General features: G+C 47.6%; 11 protein-coding genes. 4 read left to right on the top strand and 7 right to left on the bottom strand.

The window, feature by feature from the left end; genetic code table 11:
- Positions 1–91: 91 nt before the first annotated feature.
- Both SOHN41_RS05235 and SOHN41_RS05230 read left to right on the top strand, forming a co-directional pair.
- Positions 92–1,201 (top strand): efflux RND transporter periplasmic adaptor subunit, encoded by a 1,110-nt coding sequence (locus tag SOHN41_RS05235; RefSeq protein WP_007646350.1) that lies wholly within the window; start codon positions 92–94, stop codon positions 1,199–1,201.
- 2 nt (positions 1,202–1,203) lie between these two features.
- Positions 1,204–4,281 carry an efflux RND transporter permease subunit gene (locus SOHN41_RS05230; protein WP_007646348.1) on the top strand — a complete coding sequence of 1,026 codons (3,078 nt, stop codon included), beginning with the start codon at positions 1,204–1,206 and terminating at the stop codon, positions 4,279–4,281.
- Here the strand turns inward: SOHN41_RS05230 and SOHN41_RS05225 are convergent.
- Positions 4,266–4,511 carry a YdcH family protein gene (locus tag SOHN41_RS05225; protein WP_007646347.1) on the bottom strand — a complete coding sequence of 82 codons (246 nt, stop codon included), beginning with the start codon at positions 4,509–4,511 and terminating at the stop codon, positions 4,266–4,268. The genes SOHN41_RS05230 and SOHN41_RS05225 overlap by 16 nt on opposite strands.
- A 234-nt stretch (positions 4,512–4,745) precedes the next feature.
- Between SOHN41_RS05225 and SOHN41_RS05220 the strand changes: the two genes are divergently transcribed.
- Positions 4,746–6,749 (top strand): methyl-accepting chemotaxis protein, encoded by a 2,004-nt coding sequence (locus tag SOHN41_RS05220; protein ID WP_007646346.1) that lies wholly within the window; start codon positions 4,746–4,748, stop codon positions 6,747–6,749.
- A gap of 266 nt (positions 6,750–7,015) precedes the next feature.
- On the opposite strand, the gene cydX is transcribed toward SOHN41_RS05220, so the two are convergent.
- The 4 genes from cydX to purL form a co-directional block, all read right to left on the bottom strand.
- Entirely contained in the window at positions 7,016–7,132 is a 117-nt protein-coding gene (gene cydX / locus SOHN41_RS05215) for a cytochrome bd-I oxidase subunit CydX (protein ID WP_006082469.1), read from the bottom strand.
- 19 nt (positions 7,133–7,151) lie between these two features.
- Complete coding sequence (gene cydB, locus SOHN41_RS05210; protein WP_007646334.1) at positions 7,152–8,291, bottom strand: cytochrome d ubiquinol oxidase subunit II; 1,140 nt, start codon at positions 8,289–8,291, stop codon at positions 7,152–7,154.
- Between the two features lie 23 nt (positions 8,292–8,314).
- The gene (locus tag SOHN41_RS05205) at positions 8,315–9,877 is read right to left on the bottom strand and encodes a cytochrome ubiquinol oxidase subunit I (protein WP_007646333.1); all 1,563 of its coding nucleotides are present in this window, start codon (positions 9,875–9,877) and stop codon (positions 8,315–8,317) included.
- A 1,246-nt stretch (positions 9,878–11,123) separates the two neighbouring features.
- Positions 11,124–15,005, bottom strand: a complete 3,882-nt coding sequence (gene purL / locus SOHN41_RS05200) for a phosphoribosylformylglycinamidine synthase (RefSeq protein ID WP_007646332.1) — start codon at positions 15,003–15,005, stop codon at positions 11,124–11,126.
- Positions 15,006–15,284: 279 nt separating this feature from the next.
- Between purL and mltF the strand changes: the two genes are divergently transcribed.
- A complete protein-coding gene (gene mltF, locus SOHN41_RS05195) occupies positions 15,285–16,718 on the top strand; it encodes a membrane-bound lytic murein transglycosylase MltF (protein ID WP_037458181.1) in 1,434 nt (477 codons plus the stop codon).
- Positions 16,719–17,137: 419 nt separating this feature from the next.
- On the opposite strand, the gene tadA is transcribed toward mltF, so the two are convergent.
- Together tadA and SOHN41_RS05185 are read right to left on the bottom strand one after the other, a co-directional pair.
- Positions 17,138–17,665 (bottom strand): tRNA adenosine(34) deaminase TadA, encoded by a 528-nt coding sequence (gene tadA, locus SOHN41_RS05190; protein WP_037458179.1) that lies wholly within the window; start codon positions 17,663–17,665, stop codon positions 17,138–17,140.
- 228 nt (positions 17,666–17,893) lie between these two features.
- Entirely contained in the window at positions 17,894–19,015 is a 1,122-nt protein-coding gene (locus SOHN41_RS05185) for a DUF1214 domain-containing protein (protein ID WP_007646329.1), read from the bottom strand.
- Between the last annotated feature and the right edge of the window lie 22 nt (positions 19,016–19,037).

Below are 19,037 nucleotides of genomic sequence, written 5' to 3'. Positions count from 1 at the left end.
TAAAATAGACTAGACAGTCCAGTTCTACGCAACTAGACTAGCAAGTCTAGTTACACAAATTTAACCTAAAGCTCACAACGGAAGGATTGAAATGGACCACATAGCCCGACGTTCTTGGCGTACGATTAGCGCTTGCTTATTGGCTATATCGACCTTAACCGCCTGTCAAAAAGAAGTGACCGAGCACGCTAATACCGCCGTATTACAAACAGTGGTCACTGCGCCGCTACAGTTATCGACTAGCTATGAGCGTGAGCAAACCTTTACAGGCACCATTCGAGCAGGCAATACCACAGGCGCAGGATTCGAACTATCGGGTAAATTGAGCGAACTCTTCGTCGACAGCGGAGCCAACGTGGTTCAGGGGCAAGTACTGGCGAGATTAGACACCCGGTTGCTGGATGCAGAGCGTCAGGAAATACAAGCGAGTCTGTTACAGACTCAGGCGGATGTTGATCTTGCCACCAGCACCTTAAAACGTAATCTCGAGCTCAAAAAGTCAGGTTATGTGTCCGAGCAATTACTCGATGAAAACCGTGGCCAATTAATGAGTCTAGAAGCAGCTAAACAGCGTTTACAGGCCTCGCAACATGCCAATCAACTTAAGCTAGATAAATCCAGATTACTCGCGCCCTTTGATGGCACCATCAGCCAACGTCAACATAACCTAGGTGAAGTCGTCGCCGCTGGCAGTCCTGTATTTACCTTGGTTGGCAATGTTAATCCAGAAGCCTATATCGGTGTTCCCGTGGCCATAGCCAATCAATTTATCCCCGGACAAGAAGTTCATATCCGCGTACAAGATCAAACGTTTATCGCACAAATTGCCGGAATAAGTGCCGAAGTAAACCCCATTAGTCGCACCCTGCAGCTACGTATTAGTCTACCTAAGGATGCACGGGTCATTAATGGTGAAATAGCCTATTTGCATCAACAACAAGAAGTGGCACAAGCGGGTTACTGGGTACCCATCTCCGCCCTTACCGATGGTATTCGTGGCCTGTGGAATTTATATGTGGTCACAACAAACTCTAATGAGGCCAAAATCGAACGTCGTGATGTGGAGATCCTCTATACCACCCAAGATAGGGCCTTTATCCAAGGGGCCATACAGGCAAACGAAAATTATGTCAGCCAAGGGCTGCATAAATTAGTCGTTGGCCAAGTCGTCTCCCCCGTTGCCACTGCATCGACGAGGTAATAATGATCAAAGCCTTCGTTGAAAATGGTCGTTTAGTCAGCCTCGTTATCGCCCTACTGCTCGTTGCCGGATTTGGCGCTATTTCTAGCCTGCCCCGTACCGAGGACCCCCATATAACCAACCGCTTCGCCTCGGTCATCACACCTTACCCTGGGGCATCAGCCGAAAGGGTTGAGGCCTTAGTGACCGAAGTATTAGAAAACCAGCTGCGCCGTCTAGAAGAAATCAAGCTGATCCAGTCCACATCAAGACCCGGCATTTCGGTTATCCAGTTGGAACTAAAAGACACTGTTATGGCGACAGATCCCGTCTGGTCGAGGGCTAGGGATTTACTCGCCGATGCCAAAAGCTCACTGCCAGACGGTACTCAAACGCCAACTTTAGATGATCAAATAGGCTATGCCTATACTGCCATTTTGAGCCTAGTGTGGAACACCAACACGCCCGTTCGCGTGGACATGCTTAACCGCTATGCCAAGGAATTACAGAGTCGCCTAAGGCTACTCCCAGGCACAGACTTTGTTAAACTCTACGGCGCACCAACGGAGGAAATCTTAGTCCAACTCGATGGCAATAAAATGAGCCAATTACAGCTCACCCCCGCCGCTATCGCCCAAATACTCAATGGCGCCGATAGTAAGATCGCTGCGGGTGAGATCAACAATCAAGCATTTCGAGCCTTAGTCGAGGTTTCGGGCGAGCTAGACTCACAGACCCGCATTCGCCAGGTGCCATTAAAGGTCGATACCCAAGGGCAAATTATCCGTCTTGGGGATATTGCCAGCATTTCCCGTCAACCTAAAACCCCAGCGGACAGCATTGCCTTAGTCGATGGTGAACAGGGCGTATTTGTTGCCGCCCGTATGCTTAATAATACCCGTGTCGATCTCTGGCAGTTACAAGTTAACAGGGTCGTTGAAGAACTTAATCGTGATATCCCAGCCAATATTAAAATCCAATGGTTGTTCGAACAAAACAGCTATACCAGTGAACGGCTCGGCGGATTAGTAGTGAATCTACTCCAAGGTTTTGTGATTATTCTATTGGTTCTCCTGCTGACCCTCGGCCTAAGGAATGCCGTGATAGTGGCGATATCTTTGCCTTTGACCGCATTATTTACCTTGGCCTGTATGAAATATATCGGGCTGCCGATACATCAAATGTCGGTCACAGGTTTGGTCGTTGCCCTTGGGATCATGGTGGATAATGCCATTGTGATAGTCGATGCCATAGCCCAAAGGCGCCAACAGGGAATGGGCCGTTTAGCCGCAGTGAGCGAAACCTTACATCACCTTTGGCTACCGCTAGCGGGATCCACTATTACGACGATTTTAGCCTTTGCGCCCATAGTGCTCATGCCCGGTGCCGCTGGAGAATTTGTCGGCGGTATTGCGATGTCAGTGATGTTCGCTCTACTGGGTTCTTACTTGATTTCCCACACTTTAATAGCAGGTCTCGCGGGACGATTTAGCCATGAAGGGAAAAATGATGTTTGGTATCAACATGGGATCAATATTCCCTTTATCAGTGACTACTTTCAAGCCAGCCTAAGAGCCGCACTAAAACGTCCGCTACTGAGCGCGGTCGTGATAGGCATTATTCCGGCATTGGGTTTCTATGCCTCGGGAAAAATGACTGAACAGTTTTTTCCACCGTCGGACAGGGACATGTTCCAAGTAGAAGTTTATCTCGCCCCCCATGTCAGCCTTGAGAACACCTTAAACCAAGTCAGTTTAATGGATAAACTGCTGCATAACGTGGAAGGTATAACACAAGTCGATTGGGTCGTCGGTGGCAATACACCTTCATTCTATTACAACTTGACCCAGCGGCAGCAAGGCGCGACAAACTACGCGCAGGCCATGGTGAAAGTGATCGATTTTGAACGAGCCAATGCCCTTATTCCCCAATTACAACGGCAATTGGATAGCGAATACCCCGAAGCCCAGGTCCTAGTGCGCAAATTAGAGCAAGGTCCTCCCTTTAATGCACCAGTAGAACTGATGATCTTCGGTCCTAACCTCGACACATTACGCACCCTTGGGGATGAGGTTCGTCATATCCTTGGTGCGACACCCGATGTGATCCATACCCGTGCGACCCTCAGTGCAGGAGCCCCGAAGGTATGGCTGCAAGTCAATGAAGACGCCAGTTTAATCAGTGGTCTGAACTTAAGCGATATTGCCAAGCAAATTCAAATGTCGACCACAGGGGTAATCGGGGGCAGCGTGTTGGAACAAACCGAGTCCTTGCCCGTTAGAGTCAGACTCGGTGATGGCAGTCGTGAGCAGGCGAGTAAGCTTTCAGAAATTCAATTAGTGACCCCAAGGGGTGAAGCGGTCGCACTCTCAGCCCTCGCCCACAGCGAAGTACAAGTCAGTCGAGGTGCCATACCTAGGCGTAACGGCCAAAGGGTCAATACCATAGAAGCCTATATCGTCAGTGGGGTATTACCCGCCCAAGTGCTCAATGAGGTGAAGGAGCGAGTGAGCCAGTTGCCACTGCCCTCCGGCTATCGAATTGAAATTGGAGGCGAAAGTGCAAAGCGTAACGAAGCTGTCGGTAACCTGCTATCAAACGTCATGCTGGTTGTGACCTTGCTGCTTGCGACAGTCGTACTGTCCTTTAATTCTTTCAGATTGACCGCCATCATTTTATTCAGTGCGCTGCAATCTGCGGGGCTTGGTTTACTCGCGGTCTTTGTATTCGGCTATCCCTTTGGCTTTCCGGTGATCATTGGATTGCTGGGATTAATGGGACTTGCTATCAACGCCGCGATTGTGATCTTGGCTGAGCTTGAAGATATGCCCAGCGCCAGGCTCGGCGACAAAGACACCATTATCAGCACCGTCAGCAGTTGTGGCCGCCATATTAGCTCGACAACCATCACCACCCTTGGTGGGTTTATTCCGCTTATCATCGCGGGCGGTGGGTTTTGGCCGCCATTTGCAATTGCTATCGCCGGCGGCACGTTGCTAACAACCCTGTTATCTCTGGTATGGGTACCGACTATGTATTTAATCTTGATGAAGAAGCGAGCAAAGAGTCCCTTAGCAATCCAAGCTCAGATAGCATCATGAACGAGGTACTGATACAGCTTATCTTTGAGGTTTAACCGCTCTAATTTTAGCGCCAAAAAGTGCTCATCGGCGGTGGGCACTTTGGTGAGTTCCAATGCCCTAATTTTATGGTCTAGTTCATGGTAACGACCCGCCATAGCCGCAAAGGTGGCATTATTGCTTTTAAGGTGATTTATTTGATCGGAAAAATCAGGAAACTCGTAAATTAGTGCGTGATTCTCGCCCAGCATAGTGACACTCCTGTTGATGTTGAAATTCAGTAAACTGCACATCCCTAAGCAGCTTAGTCTATCGTCCTATGACTATGCCAACTCACATCCCCCCTATATGAGCCACAAGATTTGATCTTTCAACGATAAGATACAGAACTCTTTATAAATAATAGGAAATCTTAGACTCACATCAAGACCATTAGGTAAAACTTAGATTACATTAGTGTTAACCTCTACCTATAGGATCACAAAATGAACTATAACAATTGGCCGATTGCAAAACAGATTGGCGCCCTTGCCTTTTTTCTTACCCTGATCATTTTCAGCATACTCAGTACCCTCTCCTACCAAGCCGCTTCAAACGTGCTCGAAGACAAAGGCATCAGTGCGATGAAAGCCGAGATGCACGCCGTATCCGATATGTTAGAACTGCAATACGATAGCCTTTTGCAGCTTGCAAGGCGCAACGCCGATGTTTTTAAAGAAATGTATCCAGGACAATTTAGTCAACCGGATAAAACCATCAATGTGATGGGCGTCAGCTCCCCCGTTCTTATGCACGAACAAGAACAAATTAATTCCTCAAAGAGTAAAGTCGATCGTTTTGCTAACCTGACTGGTGGCACAGCAACGGTATTTGTACGGGATGGCGATGACTTTATGCGGGTGTCGACCTCGCTCAAAAAAGCCGATGGTAGCCGTGCGTTAGGGACTTTCCTTGGTAAAACCCATCCAGGCTATCAAGCGCTGATCAGCGGTCAAGAATACGAAGGCTATGCCAAACTCTTCGGCAAAGACTATATGACAGTCTATCGCCCAGTAAAGGACGTACAAGGCCAAGTCATTGGTATCTTATATATTGGCTTTGACATCACCAGCTCGTTAAAACAATTACAAGATGCAGTAAATAGACTCACCCTAGAAGAAAGCGGCCATTTCCTGTTAGTTCGAAAAGCAGACAATGTGTTAATCGCACACCCTCAGTTTAATGCGGGCGACGTTGTCACCGAGCACATGCTCGATGGTTTGAGTATGGCTGAGGCCACGAAAGATGATTCGGAGTCCCGTTATAGCAATAGTAAAAATGAGCCTATGTTTGCCTATAGTCAAAACGTGACTGGTTGGAATTGGATACTTGTGGGCCAAGTTAAAGCGAGCGAACTCAACGAAGAAAGCCTGCACTTACTCACTATCAACGCCATCGTCGCCCTCACTGGAATTGCGTTGATCACCGCACTGTTGTCAGTGGTATTAATTCGCGCGCTCAAACCATTACATGCCCTGCAAGTGCATATGGAAAGCCTAGGCAGTGGCGATTTTAGTCATCACTTAGCGCCATCAGAACCACAGAGTCAAAACGAAGTGGATAGAATAACCACCAGCGTATCGACCATGTCCTCAGAACTAAGGCAGTTGATCATTGCCCTGCAGGATTCGGTGATGAGTTTAGAACAGCAGGCCTCGAAGGCACAGAGTATTGCCAAACAGAATGGTGAAGAGGCTCAGGCCTTAATGCTACAAACGGATCAAATCGCCACTGCCATCGAGGAAATGTCGACCTCAATCCGCGATGTGGCAAACCATGCACAGGACGGTGCCAACCAGAGTCAACAGGTAGATTTAGCCGCGAAAGAAGGCCAAAACCAACAGACTAAGGTGGTGCAGGATTTACTCAAGCTCAGTGAACAGCTAAGCAACAGTCATCAGTCAGTTGAAAGAGTGAGCCAAGAAAGTGAAGCGATCAGCAAAGTCACTGAAGTGATTAACAGCATAGCCGAGCAGACTAACTTACTGGCACTCAATGCGGCGATTGAAGCGGCGCGCGCAGGCGATCAAGGCCGAGGATTTGCGGTCGTTGCCGATGAGGTGAGAACCTTAGCCCAGCGTACACAGGCATCCATTTTAGAAATTGGCCAAACGATTGGAAAGCTGCAGACGCAAGTGAAAAGCACCACAGAGCAAATGGGCCAGAGTCATCAATTGGGTATGGAATCCGCGGCACAGGGCGAAGTAACTGGCGAGCAGCTTAAGGAAATCACCCGCAGGATTGGTGAGCTAGCCATTAGTTCGCGCAATATCGCCTCCGCCACTGAGCAGCAGAGCAGCGTTGCAGAGGAAATTACTCATAATCTGCATCAGATCAGTGAACTAGCAAATGAGGGCGAACACCGCGCCACTGAAACAGTACATTCAGCCAATGAACTGTCTTCCTTAGCCGCAGCCTTAAAACGCCAAATAAGCCAGTTTAAGGCCTAACTAGACTAGCGCGACGGGTTCAACTAACACGACTAGCTCAAATGTCTAATGAGTTGTTGATCAAATGCTACCCACACTGGGTGGCATTTTTTATGGCCGTGATTCGCAACTGTTTTGGGCATCATTTAAGAAAGTGACTGAGGAGACAGTGGTTGGGGTTCACTATTTTAGAAGAGCCCAATACAGGTTAAGCCTTGCCTAATCCAGCAAATAAATGCCAATAAAAAACCCCGCTAGTGCGAGGTTTTTTAAATCGAGTTTAGACGTTACTCGGCATCATCTGCCGATCTGTCCATGTTCTCAGTATTTTCAAGCCACAGGGCATTGATAATCCCGAAAGAACAGGCCAACAAAACCCCTAATATCCACGTGAAATACCACATAGTAGATGCTCCTTAATGCCTAATAGAGTGAGGCTTTGTTATCTTCAATATGTTTGCGGTTTAAACGACCAAACATCTTGAAGTAAGTCCAGACAGTGTAGCTCAACACTATGGGGACGAAAATCGCAGCTGCAGCAGTCATAACACCTAAGGTCATTTTACTGGCTGTTGCATCCCACATAGTCAAACTGACGTTAGGGTTTAGTGACGATGGCATGACGAATGGGAACATAGCCGCACCGCAAGTCAAAATCACCATAGCCACAGTGAGTGAGCTGAATAGGAACGCAAAACCTGAACGGTTAAAGCGACTCACAACGATCACTAACAAAGGTAATACCACACCTAAGATAGGGAACAGCATAGTCACAGGGTATTTGTCATAGTTGGCAAGCCAAGCACCCGCTTCGATCGCCACTGTTTTCATTGCTGGGTTAGAAACCGCATTATGGTCAAGGACTGATGTCACAACATAACCATCGATGCCATTGGCTAACCACACGCCCGCAGCTGCAAACAACACAGCCACTAACAGTGCGAAGAGTTGTGTCGCTTTCGCAGCACGCACTCGCAGTTCACTGTCGGTCTTCATTTGTAGCCAAGAAGCGCCTTGCATCATAAACATGCTCACGCTCACTAAACCAGCGAGTAGGCCGAAAGGATTCAACAGACCGAATAGACCGCCGTGATAAGTCGCACGTAGGAACTCGTCAAATTCGAAAGGTACGCCTTGTAACAAGTTACCAAAAGCCACCCCGATAATCAGCGGAGGCACAAAACCACCGGCAAACAAGGCCCAATCCCATGACTTACGCCACTTTGGATTTTCGATTTTAGAACGGTAATCGAATCCAACTGGACGCATGTAGAGGGCAAACAGCACTAGCATCATGGCCACATAGAAGCCAGAGAAAGACACTGCATACACCATAGGCCAAGCAGCAAATAACGCACCGCCAGCTGTGATTAACCACACTTGGTTGCCGTCCCAATGGGGCGCAATAGTGTTGACCATGATACGGCGCTCGGTATCGTCTTTACCGATAATAGGTAATAACGCACCGACCCCCATGTCAAAACCGTCAGTTACCGCAAATCCGATGAACAGTACGCCGATCAGAGCCCACCAGATAACTCTCAATATTTCATAATCAAACATAATGAAATCCTCTGCTTAGGCTTCTAATTTTGTGAAGCATTAGTCTCGAAGTGATAACGGCCAGTCTTTATACTGCTAGGTCCAAGGCGGGCAAACTTAAGCATCAAGAATATCTCAATCACCAACAGCACAGTGTAGAACAGGGTGATAGAGAGGATACTGAACCATAAGTCACCGGTCGTTAAACTCGATGCAGACATAAAGGTCGGCAATACTTCAGAAATGGTCCAAGGTTGACGACCATACTCAGCCACAAACCAACCACACTCAATCGCTATCCAAGGTAATGGCAAACTGTAAAGCGCAGCCTTAAGTACCCATTTTTTCTCTTCAATTTGGTGACGAGTGCTTTGCCAGAATGCCGCGGCAAACACGAGCAGCATGAAGAAACCTAATCCCACCATGATCCGGAAACTCCAGAAAATTGGCGCCACATTAGGGATAGAATCCTTAGCCGCGGCTTGAATTTGCTCTTCAGTCGCATCGACTATGTTATCGGTATAACGCTTGAGTAATAAGCCGTAACCGAGGTCGACTTTTGCCGCCTCAAAGTCTGCCCGTAGTTCAGGTGTTTCTTCACCCGCACGCAGCTTCACTAACATGGCATAGGCTTTCATACCATTACGGATGCGCACTTCATGCTCAGCAATCAAATCACGGATACCAGTGACTTCTTCGTCCAATGAGCGAGTCGCCACTATACCCATAGCATAGGGAATTTTGATCGCATAATCGGTGTGCATGGTTTCTTGATTTGGGAAACCAACCGCAGTAAAGGCCGCAGGAGCAGGTTCAGTGTGCCATTCAGCTTCAATTGCCGCTAACTTAACACGTTGCGCTTCACCCACTTTATAGCCTGATTCGTCACCTAACACGATAACGGAGAGGATCGATGCCATACCAAAGCTTGCCGCAATCGCAAATGAGCGACGGGCAAAGGGTAAGTCACGTTTCTTGAGGATGTAATAGGCACTGATGGCCAGCACAAACATGGCACCCGCTACATAACCCGAAGCGACAGTGTGAACAAACTTCACCTGCGCAACAGGGTTAAACACAACCTCAGCGAAACTGGTCATTTCCATGCGCATGGTTTCGTAGTTGAACACGCTGCCCACAGGGTTTTGCATCCAACCGTTTGCCACTAGGATCCACAATGCCGACATGTTAGAGCCAAAGGCCACTAACCAAGTGACGGCTAAATGCTGACGCTTAGTGAAACGATCCCAACCGAAGAAGAACATACCCACGAAGGTAGATTCGAGGAAGAAGGCCATTAAACCTTCAATAGCCAGAGGCGCACCAAAGATGTCCCCTACGTAATGCGAATAGTAAGACCAGTTAGTACCAAACTGGAATTCCATTGCCAAACCTGTGGTAACCCCCAAGGCAAAGTTAATACCAAATAACTTACCCCAGAACTTAGTCATATCTTTATAAATTTGTTTATCTGTCATCACATACAGTGATTCCATGATAGCCAGCAAAAATGCCAACCCCAAGGTCAAGGGAACAAATAGGAAGTGATACATGGCTGTCAGCGCAAACTGCAACCGCGATAGCTCAACAACCTCTTCAACAATCATCGGTGACTCCTTACTTGGTGCGTCCAATTGCTATGACAAAAACCCGCGTCAATCACAGCAAGTGCCTTTGTAGGATAGTGAGTTTTCATTCTGTGTTTATATCTGCGACAACAGTATAAACCGTTAAATTTAATCTTTTGCATTACATCGAGGCAGCAAGGCCTAAAAGTCCCTATTTCCATCACATACTGAGACATGAGTCACACTATTATTTGGCATTGAGACAACCCCCTCACCACCCAATCAATCAAATGATCCCATCGATATAAATATCAGATAGTTAAGATATTTATTCGTTTTCATTTGTGAGTATTTTATACCACCCGTCTTTGATTCAAATCAATCAAACACAAGGGTTTAGATGGGTTTTGCGGCGGGGCACACACTTCATATTAACTCACGATTGACAGAGCCTCAAAAACAGAGTAGAGAGGCGGTTTAATTCAGTAAAAACCGACATTTTCAGCCAATTAAGCCAATAATTGACACCTAATCAACAAAACTAGCAGAAAACAATTTTTAAACAACAAATTTACTAAATTAAAATATTAAGAAAATATAATCACACACAAACCAAATTACATTAATTCATATATTTACACACATTAAAATCATAAAAATATAAAAATAAATTTTAATAGATTAGTTTTTATAATGATAAAATGTATTTTTTCTCGTTTGATAACATCCGTCGAACTGCCTAATATATGTTCTGTGTTAAGGAGACGGTTTGACAGTTCTGGTGAAACGCCCCAGACAAGCCCCACTTCGCGCACATAGGTATTAACTTTGGTGTGGAGATAGAGATATGACAAACTTATTTGAACGTCTGGTTAACAGCTATAAGCGTGTTTTCGTTGAACTTTATACAGCTCGTGAGCTGTAAGATTTTATCGCTTATGCAGCATAGATTTTGATTTAGCTTGAAGTTTTGTTAGCGCAAAACGAGCCTCCATTTCCTAGAGATGGGGGCTTTTTCTTTTATAGCTCAGCTCTGTTTAACCAAAGAATGCCTATCACATTTACAGCATTTAAATAACACGATTGCACCTTCTACCTATTAAGGGGTAATTATTGTTTTAAATGAACATTTTCCCACATATGTCCATTAGAATATTTGCACTATAGGTGAAAGCGTTGAAATATAAATGTTTTTGTAAAAGTGCATTTTAAATATAAAAAAAGGAGCGAAAATTTCGCTCCTTTTTTGTCACGCTATCGAGTTAACTTGCGACTTTTGAATCGCTTAGCCTAAGGTCACTCGGGCATTGCGGAACATGCGCATCCAAGGGCTATCTTCACCCCAAGCATCCGGATGCCAAGAGTTAGCTACGGTTCTGAACACACGTTCTGGATGTGGCATCATCAACGTTACACGGCCATCGGTAGTACAAATCCCTGTCAAGCCATTGGGCGAGCCATTCGGGTTTTGTGGATACTGAGTCGCGATATCGCCCTTACCATTAACAAAACGCAGGGCAATAGTGCCTGACGCTTCGGCAATCGCCAACGCTTCAGGGCTAGCAAACTCGGCCAAACCTTCACCGTGGGAAACGGCGATAGGCATACGCGAACCTGCCATACCTTGGAAGAATAGCGACGGGCTCTGTTGCACTTCAACTAAGCTGAAACGCGCTTCGAAACGCTCTGAGCGGTTACGCACAAAACGTGGCCAGTGCTCGCTGCCTGGAATGATTTCTTTCAGGTTCGACAGCATTTGACAGCCGTTACACACGCCAAGCGCAAAGCTTGAGTCACGTTCAAAGAAACGTGAAAACTCATCGCGCGCACGTTCATTAAACAGAATCGACTTAGCCCAACCTTCACCCGCGCCTAATACGTCACCATAGGAGAAGCCACCACAGGCCACTAGACCTTGGAAATCCTCTAGGCTGATACGGCCAGATAAAATGTCCGACATATGTACGTCGCGGCTTTCAAATCCAGCGCGGTCAAAGGCGGCTGCCATTTCCACGTGGGAGTTAACGCCCTGCTCACGCAAAATCGCCATCTTAGGCGCTGCGCCTTTTAGGATATAAGGCGCGGCAACGTCAGTGCTTGGGTCAAAACTTAAGTTAACGGTTAAGCCTAAATCGGTTTCGTCTTGCTTAAGTTTGAACTCTTCAAGCGCGCAGGCTGGGTTATCACGCATGGCTTGCATACGATAGGTGGTTTCTGACCACACTGTACGCAGCGCAACACGGGTATCACTGAAGATTTCACGCGCGCCATCTTTAATGGTGATGCGTTGATCGTCGACTAGAGTTCCGATCACATGGCAAGGTACGCCCGCGATAGCAAACTGAGCGGCAATTTTCGCTGCATTGTCACGGCTCACTTGCAGCACAGCGCCGAGCTCTTCATTAAAGAGTCGCTCTAAATCCGTGCCCTGTAGATCTTCTAAATCGATATTCAGACCTGTATTACCCGCAAACGCCATTTCCACTAAGGTGGTGAATAAGCCACCGTCGCTACGGTCGTGGTAAGCGATAACGGACTTCTTAGCCACCAGATTTTGCATGGTTTCAAAGAAACCGCGCAGCAGTGCAGCATCGTCAAGATCCGGCGCAATATCACCCAGCTCACCAAACACTTGGGCTAAACAAGAACCGCCTAAACGATTTTTACCCACACCTAAATCCACTAACAGCAAAGACGTTTCGCCTTTATCTGTGCGCAGCTCTGGCGTCACTGTATTGCGAATATCTTGCACCACACCAAAGGCGGTGATGACCAATGACATGGGTGAGGTCACGGTTTTATCCGCGCCATCTTGCTGCCATGCGGTCTTCATCGACATAGAGTCTTTACCGACCGGAATCGTCAGGCTCAGCTCTGGACACAGTTCTTCACCCACGGCTTTCACCGCTTCATAGAGACCCGCATCTTCACCGGGATGACCCGCGGCAGACATCCAGTTGGCAGAAAGCTTAATGCGTTTAAATGAACCAATATCCGCACCGGCAATATTCATAATTGACTCGGCAACCGCCATACGGGCAGAGGCACCAAAATCAAGCAGTGCCAGCGGCGTGCGCTCGCCCATAGACATAGCTTCACCGGCGTAGGTATCAAAGCTTGCCGCAGTGACAGCACAGTCGGCCACAGGTACTTGCCATGGCCCCACCATTTGGTCACGGTTAACTAAACCCGTTACTGTGCGGTCGCCAATGGTGATAAGGAAGGTTTTATCCGCGACGGTAGGCAAGCTCAGTACGCGTTTAACCGCTTCTTTAACATCAATCTTGTTTTGTTCGAGCGCTGGCGATACGGCTTTAGCCGATACCACATCACGGCTCATCTTAGGCGCCTTGCCTAATAAGACTTCGAGCGGTAAATCGATGGGATTATTGTCGAAATGGCTGTCGCTAAGCGTTAAATGTTTCTCCGCCGTCGCTTCACCCACCACCGCAAACGGTGCGCGCTCACGCTCACAGATTGCCGTGAATAAGGCGAGGTTTTCTGGGGCAACCGACAGCACATAACGCTCCTGTGATTCGTTACACCAAATTTCCAGCGGGCTCATGCCTGGCTCATCGGATGGTACGTTACGCAGATTGAATAAACCGCCGCGCTCGCCGTCATTCACCAATTCAGGGAAAGCGTTCGACAAACCGCCCGCGCCCACATCGTGGATAAATTGGATGGGGTTTTTATCGCCAAGCTGCCAGCAACGGTCAATCACTTCCTGACAACGACGCTCCATTTCTGGGTTTTCACGTTGCACAGAAGCAAAGTCGAGATCTTCACTCGATTGACCCGATGCCATAGAGGAAGCTGCGCCGCCGCCAAGGCCAATGTTCATCGCCGGGCCACCGAGCACAATCAGCTTAGCGCCAACGGTGATTTCACCCTTTTGCACATGTTCTTCGCGAATGTTCCCTAAACCACCGGCTAACATAATCGGCTTATGGTAACCACGGACTTCAACACCGTTATGGCTGCTAACTTCCTGCTCGTAGGTACGGAAATAACCCACCAGTGCTGGGCGACCAAACTCGTTGTTAAACGCCGCACCGCCTAAGGGACCTTCGGTCATAATATCTAACGCGCTAACGATACGATCTGGCTTACCATAGTTACCTTCCCAGGGTTGAACAAAACCCGGGATTTTTAAATTCGATACCGTAAAACCCGTTAAACCCGCTTTGGGTTTAGAGCCGCGGCCCGTCGCACCTTCATCACGAATTTCGCCGCCTGAACCAGTTGCAGCGCCAGGATAGGGGCTGATGGCCGTTGGATGGTTATGGGTTTCCACTTTCATCAGAACATGCATAGGTTCAGTGTGATAGCTATACACCCCGTTTGGATCGGGGAAGAAACGTCCGGCAACTGAACCTTCCATCACAGCGGCGTTATCTTTATAGGCCGATAACACATGATCAGGCGTTGCTTGGTAGGTGTTCTTAATCATCTTGAACAAAGACTTAGGCTGAACTTCGCCGTCGATGGTCCAATCTGCGTTAAAAATTTTGTGGCGGCAATGCTCAGAGTTCGCCTGGGCAAACATCATCAGTTCGATGTCATGGGGATTGCGGCCTAAACGGACAAAGTTTTCGACTAAATAGTCGATTTCATCTTCGGCTAAGGCAAGGCCCAATTCCGTGTTGGCCACTTCTAGTGCGCGGCGACCTTCGGCAAGAATGTTAACGCTCTTAAACGGCGCAGGCTCAGTGCGCTTGAACAGCACATCGGCTTTGGCAAAATCATCGAGAATGATTTCAACCATACGATCGTGCAATAGCGCATTTAAGGCTTGTTGCTGCGATGCTGTCAGTGCATCTGACTCGACATAATAGGCAACGCCTCGCTCCAAACGCTTCACTTTACCAAGGCCACAATTATGGGCGATGTCAGTAGCTTTTGAAGACCAAGGGGAAATAGTGCCGGGGCGAGGAGTGACAAACAGGAGTGAACCTTGAGGGATATGAGCTTCTATCGCAGGTCCATAGGTGAGAATTTTTTCAAGTTGCTGGCGTTCATTTGTGTCGAGCAACTCGCTCAAATCCGCTAAATGGACATATTCAGCATAGATTTGGCGTACCGGAAGCGCCGCATTTTCGCAGGCCTCCATCAGCTTTTGCACCCTAAACGTCGAGAGTGCAGGGGCTCCGCGGATGATCTCCATCACGTCTATTCACCTTATTATTTATTATTGCAGGGGTCAGAGGTGGCGCTATTATAAGGAAATGTCCGCCACAAATCACCTGTGACCTTACGCAAAACAGTGTTTCCTATGATATAAAAAGTGCGGTGTTGTCGGGCCTATTCTTTTCCCCTTGTGCGATTTTTTTACGCTATCCCAGACAAACGGATATAATCACAGCAACGTCAGCCATTTTATCTTTGATACCTCACTGACCACTCATCATTTACCACATTGATTTTATTTAACAAAATGCATTTAATGACACGTTTTCTGTTTGCTATCATCTTTGGTTTCTTACTGACAGCCTGTCAGCAAGTTACCGTGGACGAAACAGAATTCGCCCCTAAAAAGCTCACCGAATTGCGTGTAGGGACCCTTTATGGACCGCAAATTTATATGACATCGGGTCAAGGGAATAGCGGTTTCGATTATGATATGGCGGTACTTTTTGCCGAATACCTCAATGTTCCCTTAAAAATGCTGCCCTTTACTAATCGCGCAGAGTTATATGAAGCCCTCAAAAAGAATGAAATTGATATTATTGCCGCTGGCATGACGGAAACACCCGCCCGCCGAGAACTATTTCGCTTCGGTCCACCCTTATATCGGGTCAATCAAGTATTGGTTTACCGTGAAGGTATGCCAACGCCCCAAAATATCAGTGAGTTAAAAGGTAAAATAACTGTCATTGCTGACTCGGCATTTGTGGAAACCTTAACCCAATTGCAGAAACACAACCCATCACTCGTGTGGGACCAAGTGACAGATAAAGACAATGAAGAATTGCTCGCAATGATCGCCAATAAAGAAATTGACTACACCATAGCCGATTCCAGCAGCGTACAAATCAACCGTCGCTATTTACCCGATTTGCGCTCGGGCCTAGTGTTAGAAGAGAAACTCGATGTGGTCTGGCTATTACCCCCCACCCACAGCGATGAACTTATGAGTCAATTGCTGGCATTTTGGCATCAAGAAAAACTCGCTGGCACACTCGATCATTTAAACGAGAAATACTTTGGTCACGTTAAGCGCTTCGATTATGTCGATACCCGTGCCTTCCTGCGCGCCATCGAAACCGTACTCCCCCGCTACCGTCAACTCTTTGAGGCGCACGCAGGTGATTTAGACTGGCGTAAGCTGGCAGCCACCAGCTATCAGGAATCCCATTGGAACCCGAATGCCCGTTCCCCCACGGGAGTGCGTGGCATGATGATGCTCACCGAACCCACAGCGAAAGAAATTGGCATCACTAATCGCCTCGATGCCAAAGAAAGCATCCGTGGTGGTGCGGCTTATCTACGGGATATGATTAACCGTTTACCCGAATCCATCCCCGAAAGCCAACGTATGTGGTTTGCCCTCGCCTCCTATAATATTGGCTATGCCCATGTCGAAGATGCGCGAAAACTGGCTGAGTCTATGGAGCTAAACCCCAATGCCTGGCGGGATGTGAAGAAGGTATTGCCACTGCTGCAAAAACGCAAATACTACCAAAAGACCCGCTACGGCTACGCCAGAGGCAGTGAAGCGGTGCACTATGTGGACAGCATTCGTCGTTATTACGACACATTAGTCTGGGTGGATAATCAGTCGAGACCACAAAATTCAGAGGAAGAACCTAACGACCTCACCGCAGAAGAGACCCTCAGCTTACCTCAAGGAGCATTGAGTCCAGAGCAACCTAAGTAAGCATAAACGCTGAAAAACTTGCGCTAGCGAGCAAAGCTCACTTTCTCAGTATACTTTTGGCATATTTTAATCTTAGATTAAGCGAAAGGGCGTTAAAGTGCGCTAAAGCGATTAACATGCTGGTTTATAAAGCAGGTACGCCGAAGGGGATTGCCGCCCCCTGTTGCAACTGTTACTGTCATAGCATCAATAATGTCACAGCTATAAGCGGTTTCAGGCCGACACTTGAAACAATAACAATATTGAGTAAAACAGATAAAAATAATCAAAAATGGGGTCAATATGAGAAAAAAAACCATCCATAATAATGCATCGCGTCGCCGGGCTTTACTCAAGGTCCGCCATCGCAGAGTGTTAAATCGCCAAAAACTATTCTTTACCTTTATCCAGACCCAGGATTAATACGCCAGTCTTAGCGTCTACAACTCCGCTCCCTGCCGCGCTATTTGAGCCTGTTTTAAGGCCTTTTTCTCCTCCCTGCGACGTTTAAAAAAACGGCTCAATTGAGCGCTACAGGCCTCAGCTAGCACACCTGATGTCACTTCAACTTGATGATTAAACGCTGGATGTTGCAGTAAATTCACTACCGTACCCGCAGCACCGGTTTTTTCATCGCGGGCGCCAAATACTACTCGGGTAATTCTGCTATGCACCATAGCACCGGCACACATAGCACAAGGCTCGAGGGTGACATATAAAGTAGCATCCAAAAGACGATAGTTTTCGATCAGACGCCCCGCTTCCCGCAGACATAAAATCTCCGCATGGGCACTAGGATCGTGCTGGCTAATGGATAAATTATAACCCGTTGCAATCTGCTGACCATCTTTGACTAAAACCGCGCCCACGGGCACTTCACCCTCAGCTTCAGCTTTCTCGGCCATCTGCATCGCCACTTGCATCCAATGTTCATCTAACTTCATTTGGTCCACTAGGCTGTCACTCATTTGTAAAAATACGGCAATTATACCTATAACCAATGAAAAAGGCGCCCTTAGCGCCTTTCGTCAATCCAATAGAGGATTATTCACTTGAGTATCAATGATGGGAAAATAAAAATATTCACAGTGTGTTAGGAACATGAACATTTCAATACCATTATCTATACCATGCTTAGAAATCCCTTAAAAATGCTCCTGAATTTTTGACTAAAGTCAGGATCACGCGACAGGTGGCTATTTGATCGGCTCGGCGATGGGAAACGACCAACTGCCATTCAGAATCTCCGCACGCGGACGATACAAACGAACCATGTAGTTCCAGCCATCGGTCACGGGCAAACAGTTCGATATCCCCGCCGAACAACCACCGAACTGTATCGTGATGGAACCGTCCTTGCTCTTACTACCTGTGATGCTATTGATTGAATAGGCATTCAGATCATTAGGCGCAAAATATCCTTCGGCGGTGTAAGCAGTGACCGACCAAAATCCATTAACTGGTACATCTTTTACCCTCAGCCGGTACGGAACCACTCCGTCATTCTTCATCGGAAACACATTCAGGTAGATAGCATCTTTATCAGGGTTTAGCCCCCAACCAGAGGCCGCTGCGGCAATGCGCCGAACCGGATCCACAGTGTCCTTGTCCGGCCCAGCTGCATAGCGCAAATCAGGAATAGTATTGGACAGGGCGATCAACGCGTCTCGGACTTTCTTCTGACTGACCGAATCCCAGGCAGGGATCTCGAAAGTGCCCGGGCCGCCAAGCTGGGTAACACTGATGGCGTCTTGCAGCGCGTTCGCTTTTCTCATGTCCTCCGAATCGTTGGGGTCGGCCAAAATGCGCACAGCCACCATTACATAACGGGTGCCCACAGATTCTTTTGTAAGGGTATGAGAGCCTGCTCCATAGAAGACCTGCGGGTTATAGTGGTCTTGGTTGATAAGCAGCACTGACAGGAATCGCTCTCCAGGATCAGGCAGGTTTATCGTAACAGGACCAGCATCGAGGTCGAACACACCAGAAGAATAGATGGTATCGCGGTTGAGCCGCACAATTAGCTGCTTATCCACAGGCGCGGGAGAACGGGTATGTTTAAGCTGTCCAAACGCCCCATCCTTAACTTGGCCAGCCATATAGATATCAGATTCGGCTCGGATAAAATTATCAGGCGTAACGATGATTTTACCCTCAACGTTTTTTGCCCAGCGTTCCGAACTCGCCAAGTCGGGGACCACCGAAGATGTCGCAGCGACGGAGGGGGCCGTAGCAGCCACCACTTGACCAGAGCCACCAGTCACAACGGCAAGCAGAGCGACGATATAGAAATTGAAGGCAATTCGCGTGTTCTTCATTGTATACCTCGATTTGGATAAG

It is taken from the genome of Shewanella sp. HN-41, from assembly GCF_000217915.1.
GTDB lineage: Bacteria > Pseudomonadota > Gammaproteobacteria > Enterobacterales > Shewanellaceae > Shewanella.
Note: the sequence above shows the minus strand (reverse complement) of the source record. Positions and strands in the feature narration are given on the sequence as shown.